At 70.7% G+C, this 13501-nt stretch carries 10 protein-coding genes; 4 read left to right on the top strand and 6 right to left on the bottom strand.

All coding sequences use genetic code 11. The features are described from left to right. Positions 1–188: 188 nt before the first annotated feature. Positions 189–704 (top strand): hypothetical protein, encoded by a 516-nt coding sequence (locus ACFC1X_RS13115; RefSeq protein ID WP_376352227.1) that lies wholly within the window; start codon positions 189–191, stop codon positions 702–704. 371 nt (positions 705–1075) lie between these two features. Next, positions 1076–1600 (top strand): Pycsar system effector family protein, encoded by a 525-nt coding sequence (locus tag ACFC1X_RS13110; protein ID WP_376352225.1) that lies wholly within the window; start codon positions 1076–1078, stop codon positions 1598–1600. Positions 1601–1646: 46 nt separating this feature from the next. Here the strand turns inward: ACFC1X_RS13110 and ACFC1X_RS13105 are convergent, their stop codons facing one another. Beyond that, complete coding sequence (locus tag ACFC1X_RS13105; protein WP_376352223.1) at positions 1647–2801, bottom strand: hypothetical protein; 1155 nt, start codon at positions 2799–2801, stop codon at positions 1647–1649. A gap of 396 nt (positions 2802–3197) precedes the next feature. Here ACFC1X_RS13105 and ACFC1X_RS13100 point away from each other — a divergent pair, with 396 nt between their 5' ends. Continuing rightward, positions 3198–6515 (top strand): CHAT domain-containing protein, encoded by a 3318-nt coding sequence (locus ACFC1X_RS13100; RefSeq protein WP_376352221.1) that lies wholly within the window; start codon positions 3198–3200, stop codon positions 6513–6515. A 117-nt stretch (positions 6516–6632) separates the two neighbouring features. Here the strand turns inward: ACFC1X_RS13100 and ACFC1X_RS13095 are convergent, their stop codons facing one another. The 3 genes from ACFC1X_RS13095 to ACFC1X_RS13085 are packed head-to-tail and all read right to left on the bottom strand — an operon-like array spanning position 6633 to position 9801. Further along, entirely contained in the window at positions 6633–8414 is a 1782-nt protein-coding gene (locus tag ACFC1X_RS13095) for an ABC transporter permease (RefSeq protein WP_376352218.1), read from the bottom strand. 2 nt (positions 8415–8416) lie between these two features. Further along, complete coding sequence (locus ACFC1X_RS13090) at positions 8417–9262, bottom strand: ABC transporter ATP-binding protein (RefSeq protein ID WP_376352216.1); 846 nt, start codon at positions 9260–9262, stop codon at positions 8417–8419. Further along, positions 9259–9801: a PadR family transcriptional regulator gene (locus ACFC1X_RS13085; protein WP_376352213.1), complete on the bottom strand. Its 543-nt coding sequence runs from the start codon at positions 9799–9801 to the stop codon at positions 9259–9261. Before ACFC1X_RS13085 ends, ACFC1X_RS13090 begins: the two co-directional genes overlap by 4 nt. Before the next feature lie 519 nt (positions 9802–10320). Here ACFC1X_RS13085 and ACFC1X_RS13080 point away from each other — a divergent pair. Then, on the top strand, positions 10321–11400 hold the full coding sequence (locus tag ACFC1X_RS13080; RefSeq protein ID WP_376352211.1) for a transcriptional regulator: 1080 nt from the start codon (positions 10321–10323) through the stop codon (positions 11398–11400). A 127-nt stretch (positions 11401–11527) separates the two neighbouring features. Here ACFC1X_RS13080 and ACFC1X_RS13075 read toward each other — a convergent pair whose 3' ends face one another. After that, positions 11528–12136, bottom strand: coding sequence for an SAM-dependent methyltransferase (locus tag ACFC1X_RS13075; RefSeq protein WP_376352208.1), 609 nt, complete (start codon positions 12134–12136; stop codon positions 11528–11530). A 49-nt stretch (positions 12137–12185) separates the two neighbouring features. Beyond that, positions 12186–13501 (bottom strand): alpha/beta fold hydrolase (locus tag ACFC1X_RS13070; RefSeq protein WP_376352205.1); only part of this gene is annotated, 1316 nt, incomplete at its 5' end.

Below are 13501 nucleotides of genomic sequence, written 5' to 3'. Positions count from 1 at the left end.
ACCGGGGGTTCGAACAGCGCGTCGCGGAGGCGCGCCCATGGTGCGCAAGGGGGGCTTTCCTTTCACGTGTGCAGCTTCTCCTGTTCGCGACCGGTTTCGCGACCGATGGTTTTTCAAGTCCGGCCGGTGGCTACGAAATTAGGGATGCAATGAAGGAAATCAGCACCAACGGTGGAAGGCCGCGGAGAATGCGGCTCACGGTACGGGTAATCGGCGCCGCCGCCGGTGGCGCACTGGCCTGTATCGCGGTGATCGGCGGCGTGCAGAGCGGAGGCACGGAATCCGCAGAGGCAGCCGACACCGCCGCCCTGGTCGCGGAGGGCGCCCCCGGCTATGCCGTGGAGGACTTCAACTACCCCTTGGCCGACAAGATCCTGGCGGAGCAGAACATCGTCCTGAAGCGGGGCGACGGTCACATCACGCTCGCCGACTGCGTGACGGGGACCGGGCAGTTGGAGCTCCTGGCCCGCGACAGGGCCGAAAAGATCTGCTTCAACACTGTGGGCACCGAGGGCTGGCTGACCCTGGAGATCCCCGCCGTCTTCTCGGTCAAGGGCAACGACTACTCCACCACGGTCGACATGACCGTCGGCACCGAGGAGAAGTCCTACGAGATCGGCAAGAACACCTGGACCCCCGTGGGCGAGACCGCGGACCCCGAGGGCCGCGACCACATGCTCGTGGAGATCCGGGTCGCCAAGTAGCCGGAGCCCCGGAACAGCTTTGGCGGGAACAGCACCTCCCGGTGCCCGGCGCCAGGAACGCGGACACGCTCCCGGCTGCGATCAACTCCCGTCAGGCCTTGCGTGAATCGGCCTTCAAGACCCGGTCGTGGTCTTGAAGGCCGACGTTGTCGCATGGGTGGGCGTGGATGCCGATGCAGTCGAGCGCCGCCTGGTGGGTCCGCCCATGGCCGGGGCGGCGAACATCGGTGCGCAGATCCGGCCGAGTGTTGCGTCACTGTCCGACCGGAATTGGGTATGCCCCCAGCACACGGTTCCAGCCAGGACCGGGCGACGCGCGCGAGGAGGACACCGACAATGTTCCTGCCCCTCCCTCACTGGTGGACGGCCTGATGTCCGGCGGGGACGCGGTGCGCGCCGGCGCCGAGGAGAAGGCCGTGGACACGGCCTGGCGCATCCACGCGGCGGTGGGCGAGTGGACGGCCCGGGTCGATGCCAAGGCCTCGTTCGCCCTCACCCTCGAATCGGCCGCCGGAGCCGGGATCATCGCGCTCTCCGGGAACGGCAACATCTTCGCCGATCTGCAGGGCTGGACGCCCCGTTGCCTGCTCTGGTCCGGCTGCACGCTCATCATGATCGCGGCCGCTTTCGCCGCACTCGTCGTCGTACCCCGCCTTCGAGCCGCCTCACTCCGGGCCGAAGCCCGCGACAATTTCGTCTACTTCGGTCACTTGATGCACCGTGAGGCCGACGAGCTCGCGGAGTCCCTCCGGTGCACCGAGCCGCTCCCTGCTCTCAGCCGTCAGCTGATCGTCATGAGCAAGATTGCCTGGAGCAAGCACCGACGCCTGCAACTGTCCCTCGCCTCGTTCGCTCTCGGCCTCTGCCTGGTCGTCCTGGCAGCAGCGTTCGCCTGACCACGGCTGGCGACCGAGAGGTCATCCGGCCCCGGTCAACGGGTGGTCACCTCGTGCTCCCTTCACCGGGAGACGTGTACAGCCAGGCGTCCGCCTGGTACCCCTTCACCACCGCAGTCACGCGGGTGAAGTATTCCGCGTTGAGCCCGGGATACCCCGGAGCCAGTACCTGATTGTAGAGAAACTCGCTGATCAGCACGCCGAGTTCGACATCCCGGTGGGGCCTCAGGGCGTTGCGCAACGGCGGGCTGTCCAGCAGACGGCTGAAGCCCAGGACCGCTTCGCCCTCATAGCCGTTGGCGCCTGCCCTGAACGTGCCGGCTTCGCAGGCCATCCGCAGTCGCATCCGGTCGGCATGGCGCTCGTTGTCCCGGCTGAGCCGGGCCGCCGTCGCGTTGATCAGCGCTGGTAGCGCCTGAGTGATGTCGGTCTCCAGAGGCAGCACGACGTTCATGCCATCGCCGCTGGGCTGGTGCTCCAGGCGTGTCAGGTCGAATCCGAGGTCCTCGAGGATTTCCCGCACGAGTCGGTCGAGCCGCGTCTGGAGTGCCGACCTGCCCGGGGCGTCCCGCTGGGAGTACCCGACCACGTCGACGCCGAAGCCCATGCGCACCTCGGTGTTGCTCCGGGCAACCTCCTGCCTGTGGCCGGACGCCCACGTCGGGCCTCGCGACGTGGCAGGCTCCAACGGCTCGGGCACCACGGGGGTGGGCACGGGGAGCCGTATGGTGAACTCGCCGGTGCCCGCGTGGGGTCGCATACCCATCGCCGCCTCCTCGGTGAGGGCGTAGCCCGCCGTCGCGGTGACGTGCACCTCGTCGCAGCCGTCCGGCACCAGGAGGACGATCCACCCCACGTGCGAGCCCAGCCGGACTTCGCTGCCGTCCACCGTGCTATGACGCCAGCGACAGGCGCGTCCCCCGACCCCGAAGACGGTGATGTCCGGCGTCAGCGCGGGCAGCGGCACGCGTGCGAGCCAGCCGTCACCGCCGGAGCCGCCGTGACCGGCCGGGCCCGCGCCATCCGGACCGTTCGCCTCCGGCAAGGTGAAGTCCAGGGCGTGCGTCAGTATGTAGGTCCGTTCCGGCTGGGGTCCGGCCACGCGGGCGGGCAGTGCTGCGGTGACGACGAGGTCCCCGGCGTCGAACGAGAAGCCCGCCTCGGCCCAGCGTGGTCCCGGCATCTCGGGGTCGAAGTCCACGTCGTAATGGGCCCTCACGAGATACGCGGCCCGGCCCGACGGTCCGGACTGCGTACGTGGCAGTGGCCGTACCCGCCAGCCGTGGAAGACAATGTTGCCGACCGCCGCCCCCGTGGGATGCGCTTCCCAGGAGCGGACATCGTCCACAAGGAACAGTCCGAGCTCCGCCAGCGGTTGAGCTTCCTCCGGAGGGAACTCGGGGTGGGACTCAGCGTTCTCGCCAGGGTATTCCGTCGACACGGTTCGCTTCCATTCACCTGCGGGCCCACCGGCCCCGGGGATTCATGACTGTCCGTACCTGGGTCGTTCCCCTGCACGGCTCGCTCTGCGCAGTGTAAAGAGTACGAAGGGTAGTCATGCGATGAGGTGGAGAATGCGACAGCACGGGGGGCACACGTGACGGTTCCCGAGTCCATAGGCGAGCTGTTGGACACGTACCGGCGCACGGAGGATCCGGACGTCCTGCGACACGCCGTCCGTGAGCTCAGGAAGGCCGTCGCCGCCCCACAGGCACGTGACACCCTCTTCTTCCAGTTGACCGGCGCCCTGTACACCCTGTTTCTGCGGACCGGGGAGACCGAGTTGCTGACCGAGGCCGTCGAGACCGGCCGCGCGGCGCGCGGCCGGGCCGCGGCGGCCGGCCTGCCGTCGCACGTCGCCCTGCTGTCGAATCTCGGTGCGGCCCTGGAGGAACTGCACCAGCGGCAGGGAGGTACCCACCTGCTGGCCGAAGCGGTCGAGGCGAACCGCGAGGCCGTGCTGCGCTCGGGCGACGAGGACCCCCGACGACCGGGCCGCATGGCAAACCTGTGCAACTCCCTGCACTCGCTGTACGGCGAGGACACCCGTGAACGTGCCGCTCTGGACGAGGCGGTGATGGTGGGCAGGGCGGCGGAGACGCTCACCCAGGACCGCCGGGACCCGCTGCGTGCCATCGTGACGGGCAATCTGCAGAATGCGCTGGTGTCCCTGTTCGTACGCACCGGTGACCACGGCGTCGCGGACGAGGCGATCGCGATGGGGCAGGCGACGATCGCGGCCTTCCACGCTGACGATCCGCGCCGAGCGGTCGCCCTGTCCAACCACGGCAGCGCGCTGCGGGCGTTGGCCGCACGCACCGGCGACCGGACACTGACGCATGCTGCGGTCGCGGCTGCACGAGAAGCCGTGGAGACCGCCGGCGACGACCGTCTGGACCGTATCGTGTGCCTGTCCGGACTCGCGGCGTCCTTACGGCTGCTGTACAGCGACACCGGCGAGGACGCCTGCCTGGAGGAGTACGTCCGCCATACCGTGGCCGTCGCACGCGAGGCGTCTTCGGGGCCCATGGGCGTCACCGCTCTCGCGGACCTGTGCCTCGCGCTGCGGCTGCGCCACGACCGGGACGGCGACCTGCAGTCTCTGCTGAGCGCCGTGGAGGCGGGCCGCCGTGCACTGGCGGCCACGACGCAGGGCCGGGCGGACCGCGTTACGGTGATCAACAGGCTGGTCAACGCCCTGCACATGCTCTCCACGTACGAACAGGACCCCGCACCGCTCGCCGAGGCAATCACGCTCGCACGGCTTGCCGTGAGCAGCTGCCCACCCGACCACCCGCACTACGCCGGGAACCTGTACGACCTGGCCCGACTGCTGCTGGACGCGGCTCGGAGCGGCGCCGATCCCGCGGGCGCACGGGAGGCCCTCGGCATCTGCCGCTCGGCGGTGGCCGCGCTGGACGAGGACGACCCGGATCTGGCCGCAGCGCTGCTGATCCTGTCGCAGGCCCTGTGCGAGGTGGGGACGAAGGAGGCGGCTGCGGACGCGAGCAGCCTGGCACCCTTCGAGGAAGCGGTGGCCGCTGCCCGCAGAGCGGTGGCACTGCTGCCCGAGGAATCCACCCTGATGTCCTCCGCGGTCCGTACTCTCGGGCAGGCCCTGTTCACGCTCGGCAGCGCCCATCCTCGGCCCGAGCTGGGGCGCGCGGCACTCGAAGCGGCGCACGACGGGCTGATGGCAGGTGCCGTCGGACGCACGGGAGCGAGGGTGAAGGATCGCATCGCGGCCGCGCGGCTGGCCGGCCGGGCGGCACATCTGGCCGGCCACTACACCAACGCCGTCGCCGCCTTCGAACAGGCCGTCGAGCTGCTGCCCAGGATCGCGCCCCGCGAACTCTTCCGTGAGGACCGGGAAGCCGGCCTCGGGTCGGTGGCCGGGCTGGCCGCCGAGGCGGCGGGCGCCGCCACCGCCGCGGGGCGCCCCGGAAGGGCCCTGGAACTGCTGGAACAGTCACGCTCCCTGCTCCAGTCCGAGCTGGTGGGAACCCGCACTGCTCCGGACGCCCTAGCGCGTCACGATCCGAGCCTCGCCGAGGAGTTCCGCGTCCTCCGCTCCCGGACCCGAGCGGCTCAGAGCGTCTCCCACTCCAGCACCGCACCCGGTCTCGACCCCGCCCTGTCCGACGACGCCGCCGCCCGGCGCCAGAGGGAACTCGCGGACGACTGGGCGGAGCTGCTGGTCCGTATCAGACGCTCCCATGACGCCCTCTCACGCTTCCTGCTCCCGCCCACCCTCGAGGAATTGCGGGCCGAGGCCGCCGAGGGCCCCGTCGTCACGGTCTACGCGGGCCCACTGCGCAGCGACGCGCTCGTCCTGCATCGGCGTGACGACCATCCGGTCGAGATCGTCGAACTGCCTGGGCTGTCGTGGGATCAGGCCATGGACATGGTCGTACGCCTGCGGTCGGCCTGCACGCGGATCTACGGCGAGCCCGGCTACGGCGGCCGACGGACGGCCCAAGGCGACCTGGGCAAGGTGCTCGGTGATCTGTGGGACACCGTGGTGTCGCCCGTGCTCGACGCCTGTGCCATGAGCGTTCCTCCCCCCGAGGGCACAACCCTGCCCCGGCTGTGGTGGTGTCCGGTCGGCATCATGGCCTTCCTCCCACTGCACGCGGCCGAGCGCCACGACGAAACCGGCGGTGGGCCGTCGGTCCTCGACCGCGCTGTCACCTCCTATACCCCCACCATCGGGGCGCTGGCCTACGCACGCCGGGCGACGGGTGCCGGTGGAGATACCGGGACCGCCGAGGCACCGCGCGCGGATGCCACCTCCACCGAGGTGTCCCCCGAACGGGACGCGCTGATCGTCGCGCTGCCGCACACGCCGGGGGCGCCTGCCCTGTACTCGGCCGAGGAAGAGAGCGACGCCCTGCGACGCCTGCTCCCCGGCGCCACGCTCCTCCACGGCTCCGACGCGACCCGGCGCGCGGTGATGACCGCCATGGGCCGCTGCTCGGTCGCCCACTTCATCTGCCACGGGATCAGCGACACACGGGGCAGGGGATACAGCAGACTCTTGCTCCACGACCACGGGACGCGCCCGTTGACGGTGGCCGACGTCTGGCAACTCGACCTACCGCACGCGGACCTGGCCTATCTCTCGGCCTGCGAGACCACTGGCACCGCGCCGAGGTTCGTCGACGAGGCGCTGCACATCACCGCGGCCTTCCAGACCGCCGGATACCGCAACGTCATCGGCAGCCTGTGGAAGATCCAGGGCAGCACGGGTGCCCGCATCGCTGCGGCCGTCTACGCCCGGCTGACGGCGGACGGCACCAGGCCCCCGGATGTCACCGAACCGGCCCGGGCCCTGCACGAGGCAGTCGTCGCCGTGAGAGCCCGGCATCCGCTGTCGCCCGGTCTTTGGGCGGCTCATGCGCATTTCGGTCGCTGACGATCCGACCGGATGCGTTGCACGCGACGCCACGGCAGCGGGTGCGAGCTCTCCAGCCGAGACAGCCGAGACAGCCGAGAGGGCCATGAGGGAGGCCTTCGTGTCGGTCGCCACGGCTCAGGCCGGTTCGGCGTTGAGGGCGCGGCCGGCCGGGATGCGGGTGTGGGCCCAGGCGGGCAGGGCGGTCAGGGCTCCGACGGCCAGGAGGACGCCGAGGGCGGCGGCGAGCAGCCACGTCGTCGGGGGCATGGCCATCTCGGGGCTGACCAGCCAGTACACGAGCAGTCCGCTCGGCATGCCCACCACCAGCCCGGGCAGGGCGGGCAGGAGTTGTGCGGCGCACAGGGCCGTGACCACCTGGCGGGGGGTGGCGCCGAGGGTGCGGGTGATGGCCAGGGCGCGCCGGGCCTGCACGGCGGTGCTCCAGCCGAGGAAGATCGTGTTGAGCGCGGACAGCGCCACCAGGACGAGGGTGACGCCGTGCAGCGCCTGGCTGGTCACGAGGTTGCGTGCCGCGAGGGGGTTGTCCGGCGCGTAGGCGGTACTGGTGTCGGGTGCCGCGTGGAAGGCGAGTACCGCGGTGATCAGGAGGCTGGTGGTCGCCGTACCGATGGCGGTCAGGGCGGCCCGGCCGGGTCGGCGCGCGAGCAGCCGGATGCCGACCAGGAGCGCGGTGGGCAGGTGTGCCGTCATGGCGTTCAGCCGGGGGTGATGGGTGGACAGGTGCGCCGAGTCGGCCAGGGAGTGGACGGTGCTGGAGCGTGCGGCGCGGACGACGGGGCCGAGCGTCCCGGCCAGGGAGACCAGGACGGCGAGGAACACGGCGGCCACGACGGTGTCGGTGGTCGGGCCGCTGACGGTGTTGAGCAACCCGGCACCGGGATCGGCCAGTTCGGGTGCGGACAGGGTCCCGGCGGTCAGCCCGAGGGCGGTGGCCACCACGGTCAGCAGCAGGTACTGCGCCAGCAGGACGGCGGCGACGTGGCCGGGGCCCGCGCCGACGGCCTTGAGCAGCCCGGCACGCCGGTTGTCACGGGTGGCGCGTACGGCGGCGAGCGCGGCGAGGGTGACGAGGGCGGCCGAGGCGAGCAGCCAGCCGCCGACGACCAGGGCGGGCTGAGCGAATTTGATCATGCTCGCGTCGGTGCGGAGGATGCCCTGCCAGTGGTGGGTGTTGACCCATTCGGGGCCCCTGCGCTCGTCGGTGAAGACGGTTTCCCGCCAGGTCAGGGTCGCGGCCGGGTCCTTCAGCTTCAGATGGAACAGGTGGACGCCCGACGTGTCGCCCGCGGCGGCGCGGGTGTCGGCGGTGGTGAGCCAGATCCTGCCGCCGCCGTAGTCGGACGTCCCGGGCCCCTGGGCCCAGTCGTTCCACGGATACACCGGGGTGGCCGCGCTGATGGCGAGGCCCACGACGGGGTAGTCGCGCCCGCTGATGGTGACGCGGTCGCCGACGTGCAGGTCGAGCGTCTGCGCGAAGCCCCGCTCGACCACCGCGCCGCCGGAACGCACCCACGTACCGGAAGTCACCAGCGGCTGGTCGACCTTGGCCGGTTCGTCACCGCGCCCCTCGATCGCGGAACGGGCGGTGTGGCCGTTCGTCCGGATCTTGGTCTCGAAGGCGAAGACCGGATCGGCCTGCTCGGCCACCCCGGGGGTCCGCTCCAGCCGTCCGGCCAGGCCGGAGGGATCCTTGGCCGTCGTGATGGCGACGATGTCGGGGCCGTCGGTGGCCTCGCGGGTCTTCAGGTACGCCGTGGTGACGGCGTCGTTGGTCGAGAGTCCGAGGGTCAGCGAGGCGATGGCGGCGGTGACGGCGACCACGAACATCACGGACTCACCGGGACGGCGGCGCATGTCGCGCACGGCCAGACGCCAGATCAGCAGCAGGCGTCCCACGGTCAGCCCTCCCAGCTCAGCAGCGCGCCGAACTCGTTGCCGCTGCCACCGCCGCCGCCGAGGCGGGTGTCGCCTGCCAGCGTGCCGTCGCGCAGGGAGACGACGCGGTCCGCCGTGGCGGCCACCCGCTCGTCATGGGTGACCGTGATCAGGGTCTGCCCGCCGGCGCGCAGTTCGTCGAAGAGCCGCAGGATGTCGTGGGTCGCGGCGCTGTCCAGGTTGCCGGTGGGTTCGTCCGCGAGGACCACCAGCGGCTCGTTGACCAGGGCGCGGGCGATGGCGACCCGCTGCCGCTGGCCACCGGACAGCTCGGAGGGCAGATGCCGGGCCCGGTCCGTGAGCCCGACCCGGTCAAGGAGTCCGACGGCGCGGTTCCGGGCGGTGCGCGGTGAGGCGCCGGCCAGCAGCGCGGGCAGCTCGATGTTCTCCGCGGCGGTCAACTCGTCCATCAGATGGAAGTCCTGGAAGACGAAGCCGACGGCGCGGCGCCGCAGCCTGGCCAGCGCCCGCTCGCCGAGCTCGTCGATGCGCCGGCCGCCGAGCCAGACCTCGCCGTCACTGGGGCGGTCGAGCCCGCCGAGGAGTTGAAGCAGCGTCGACTTGCCGCAGCCGCTGGGTCCGGTCACGGCGAGCGTCTGCCCGGCGGGTACGTCGAGGTCGACGCCGTCGACGGCCCACACCGCGCTCTCGTCCTCCCCGTAGACCCGCGTCAGACCGAGAGCCCGCAGTACCGGTGCGCGCACGTCGCCCCCGACGTCGGACCCGTGCCCGACCGGTGCCGGGCCCGGACCGTCGTCCGCGCCCCTGCGCCGTGACCGGCCCCTGGCCCGCCGACCGTCGTTCGTCATCCGAATGCTCCGCCTTTCCCACGCGGGGCGCGGGTGGACCAGGTCCGCTCGCACGCCTCCAGCCAGCGCAGATCGGCCTGCAACCGGAGCGCGATGCCCTCCAGAAGCAGCCCGGCCTCTGAATCCGTGTCCTCCAGGAGAGCGGCGTGCTGGGCCTCGGCGAGGCTGCGCAGCAGCTCCCGCCGCCGGGCCTCGACGAGCGCGACCGGGTCGGCCAGACCCGACACACCGGCGGCCACCAGTTTCAGGTGGAACTCCGCCACGTCCGCTTTGGGCCCGCCGCCCTCGGTCATCCACGCGGCCGCCCGCTCCTGCCCGGCCGCGGTCAGCGCGTACACCTTGCGCCGGGGGCCGCGCACCGGCACGTCCTCACGTTCCTGGACGACCAGCCCGGCCTTCTCCAGCCGGGTGAGCGTGACGTAGATCTGCCCCGCGTTCAGTGTCTCTCCCAACGGTCCGAGCGCCGCCGCCAGCCGCCTGCGCAGGTCGTAGCCGTGCGACGGCTCCTTGACCAGCAGCGCCAGCACCACGTCCTGCACCAGACCGCCCTCCTCAGCGACCACCAATAGATAGCGGTTATACAAAGAGGCGTCAAACCAATCCGAAGGAGGCCGACACCTGAGGATGTTGTTCCGAAGCCCCGGACGGGGAACGGGAGAAGAGTGGGAGGGGAGCGGGCGGGGCGGAGACGAGCCGCGAACAGCCGCCGAGGCGCAACTGGAGTACTACGCCATGCTCCAACGCATGGGCGACACACTCTAGACACGAAAGCCAACAGGTCTCAACAATGGTCCGTACCCCCGTTCGTCGTAACGAGACGGCACCGTGCCCCCGGCGGTGGGAAGGCGCTCATGGTTCACCCGTGGCTCAGTTCTGCTGTCAGACCACCGCGACCGTCCCGGCAGTTACGGCTTCGCGCCGCCGGCACCGACAGAGACACGGTCCTGTCGAGAGCCGACCGTCGCTGACTCTCTCCACGCCTTGCAAGCGTCAAGACGCCCTCCAAGCGTCAAGACAGAGCTGTGTCCTGAGTGATTCCTCCGCGGGAGTGAAGAAACTTGAACCAGGCACCTACCGGATTACTAGACGAAGCTGACAGCGGAACGGCCGACGATTCGATTCGGGCCACCAACGGGGTGGGGTCGTACGCACCGGGAGTTCAGACGATTCACATCTCCTCCTTACTGCCCGGCGACTCACCGCGTTCGACGGGGCAGAGCGAGGAACACATCACCCGGCTGGCGGAGTTGGACGAGCCGCTGCCTCCCATCCTGGTCGATCGCCACAGCATGCGGGTGATCGACGGCATGCACCGGCTGCTCGCCACGCTGTTGCGGGGGCAGGAGAGGATCGAGGTCGAGTTCTTCGACGGGACTCCCGAGGACGCCTTCCTCCGCGCCGTCACGGCCAATGTGACACACGGTCTCCCCTTGTCGCACGCCGACCGCAAAGCGGCTGCGGCACGCATCATCGCCTCACACCCCCACATGTCCGACCGCGCCATCGCGCGGGCCTCGGGCCTGGGAACGAAGACGGTCGCGGCCATCCGGCGCGATTCGGCCGACCCGTTGACCCAGGTGAGCGCCAGGGTCGGCAGCGACGGCAGGACACGCCCGCTCAATCGGGCCGAGGGACGCCTCAGAGCCGCGGAAGTACTGGCCCGGCGTCCGGATGCCTCACTGCGGGAGGTGGCGCGGATCGCCGGAATCTCACCGGCGACCGTGAGCGACGTACGCAAACGCCTGGCGGTCGGCGAACTGCCCGTGCCGGAGGGATGCGGCACGCCCGGCCGCCGGGAGGACGGAGCGGAGGCGGGCGCGGGATCCGACGCCGGGACGGGGCAGGACCTCGGTCACGACGCCGGGCGGAAGCTGCGACGGCTGGAGCAGGTGGATCCCACACCGGTCCTCAGAAAGCTGCTGCGGGACCCTTCCCTACGCCACAACGAGGACGGCCGGAACCTGCTGCGCCTGTTGCAGCAGAACGCGATGACCATGTCCTCCGAACTGAGCGTCGCCGTACCGGCCCACTGCCGGGAACTCGTCGTGAAGCTGGCACGGCAGTACGCCGAGGCCTGGTACGAGTTCGCCCGGGAACTGGACGAGCGGACACAGACCAGGACGCGTAAACAGGCGTGAACTGAGCCTTGACGCAACGGACTTCAGGCCGAGAGGGGGGCGGCAGCGGGCCTTCGCCGTCGGGGTGGCCGGACTATCGCACGGGTTGATCGACCGGGTTGATCGACCGGACTGTCGCACGGGTTGATCAAGAGGTCGTCCGGTGGATGGTCGCCAGCCAGGCGTGGGCCTCGCCGCCGAACCGCGGGGCGATCGCGAAGGTCGTCCCCGCGATGTCGGCCACCGTCCATCCCTCCGCGAAGGCTTCGACCAGCTCCTCCTGCCGTACCCGGCGCGGGCCGAGCGCACCGGCCTGGCGGTCACTGAAGCACATCAGATAGCACGTGCCTCCCGGCTGCGTCGCCGACGCCAGACTCTCCACGTAACGTCGGCGCTCCTCGTCGTCGAGGACGTGGAACATCCCGACGTCGACGACCGTGTCGAAGGACGTCCCGAGGCCGGCGAGGTCGAGCACGTCGCCGACCTCGAAGCGAGCAGACACCCCGCGCTCCTCCGCCTTCCGCCGCGCTCTGCCGATGGCGGTCGCCGAGCAGTCGACGCCCGTGGCGTCAGCGCCCTGGTGAGCCGCCAGCAGCGTATGGTCCCCTGTGCCGCAGCCCGCGTCGAGCACCCGCCCGGACGACAGCAGACCGGCCTCGGCGAGACGCACCACCGCCGCCTGCGGGCGGCCGACCTCCCACGGCGCGAGTTCCGCCGCCCGGTATATCGACTCCCAGTCGGCCGAGCGTGTCGCCATGCCGTCGCCTCCCTTTGTCGTTCGCTTTCGTGGGTTCTCTGACGTCCCTCTAGCGGCCAAGGTCTTCCGAGTCGGCGGCGTTCTCCAGGCCCAGCCAGTCGGAGATACCGCGCCAGACCTGCGCCAGCACCTCCGGGCGGGCCATCTCCGTGTGCTTGCAGGGGAGATGGGTCTCCGTCACCTGACCGGAGACGTTCTCCTCCCAGGCCGCCGCACCAGGGGCGGCGTCCTCCGGCTTTCCTTCACCGGCGGACAGAAGAAGCAGGTCGCCGTCGAAGACACCCACCTCGTGCTGCCGCAGGAGCCTGGCGGCGTTCTGGAACATGCGCAGGTTGCCGGGCCTGCGATGCCTCTCCTCCCCCTCGAACTCCGCCTCCAACTCCGCCTCGCCGCGATCCGGGCCGGGCGCGGGCGCGTCTTCCCGCGCTTCGTCGTCGGACCTCGGTTCACTCTGCTTCGGCGGCACCGCGTCCAGGGAGACCAGCGCCCCGACTTCCTGGCCGGCCGCCCGCAGCTGTACCGCGATCTCGTGGGCGATGATGCCACCGAACGACCAGCCCAGCAGGTGGTACGGGCCGGTCGCCTGGACCGACCTCATGTGCCGGATGTAGTCCGCCGCCATCTCCTTGACGGAGCCCGCCGGGTCGCCCGACTCCCGGACGCCCCGGGCCTGGAGCCCGTAGAGCGGATACTCCTCCGGCACGTACTGGGACAGCGGCATGTAACACCAGCTGAGTCCGCCGGCCGGATGTACGCAGAAGAACGGCGGCTTGCTTCCGCCGGGCCGGATGGGGAGGAGCACGTCCAGTTCGTTGCCCGCGTAGGGCAGGTCGAGGCGGGTGACGAGTCCGGCGGGGGTCGGGGCTTCGAACACGGCGCGGACCGAGAGGTTGAAGCCACGGAGGCGCAGTCGTTGGACCAGCGCCACGGCCAGGAGTGAGTGTCCGCCGAGGGCGAAGAAGTCGTCGTCGACGTTGACGCGTTCGACACCGAGGACTTCGGCGAAGGCCTCACACATGGCGTCTTCCGCCGCCGTCGCCGGGGCGCGTCCGGTGTCGGCTGCGGCGTATTCGGGGGTGGGGAGTGCGGCTCGGTTGAGTTTGCCGTTGATGGTCAGGGGGAGTTCGGGCAAGGGGACGAAGGCTGCGGGGATCATGTAGGCGGGGAGGTGGGCGGCGGTGTGGGCTCGCAGGGCGGCGGTCAGGGTGGCGGTGTCTGTGACGGTGGTGGGGGTGTCTGTGACGGTGGTGGTGGGGGTGGTTGAGTCGGGGGTGGTGGTTTCGGGGATGATGTAGGCGATCAGGCGGGTGTCTCCGGGAGTGTCGGTACGGGCGACGACGGCCGCCTGGGCCACCGCGGGATGCG

The sequence above is a fragment of the Streptomyces sp. NPDC056128 genome, assembly GCF_042263835.1.
In the GTDB taxonomy this organism is placed as follows: Bacteria; Actinomycetota; Actinomycetes; order Streptomycetales; family Streptomycetaceae; genus Streptomyces.
The sequence above is the reverse complement of the archived record's forward strand: the minus strand, read 5'-3'. Positions and strand labels throughout refer to the sequence as shown.

What these genes read in the sequence shown, in the direction of transcription:
- ACFC1X_RS13115 (WP_376352227.1), top strand. Translation starts at nt 189, where the DNA reads ATGCGGCTCACGGTACGGGTAATCGGCGCCGCCGCCGGTGGCGCACTG.
- ACFC1X_RS13110 (WP_376352225.1), top strand. Translation starts at nt 1,076, where the DNA reads ATGTCCGGCGGGGACGCGGTGCGCGCCGGCGCCGAGGAGAAGGCCGTG.
- ACFC1X_RS13090 (WP_376352216.1), bottom strand. Translation starts at nt 9,262, where the DNA reads ATGACGAACGACGGTCGGCGGGCCAGGGGCCGGTCACGGCGCAGGGGC.
- ACFC1X_RS13075 (WP_376352208.1), bottom strand. Translation starts at nt 12,136, where the DNA reads ATGGCGACACGCTCGGCCGACTGGGAGTCGATATACCGGGCGGCGGAA.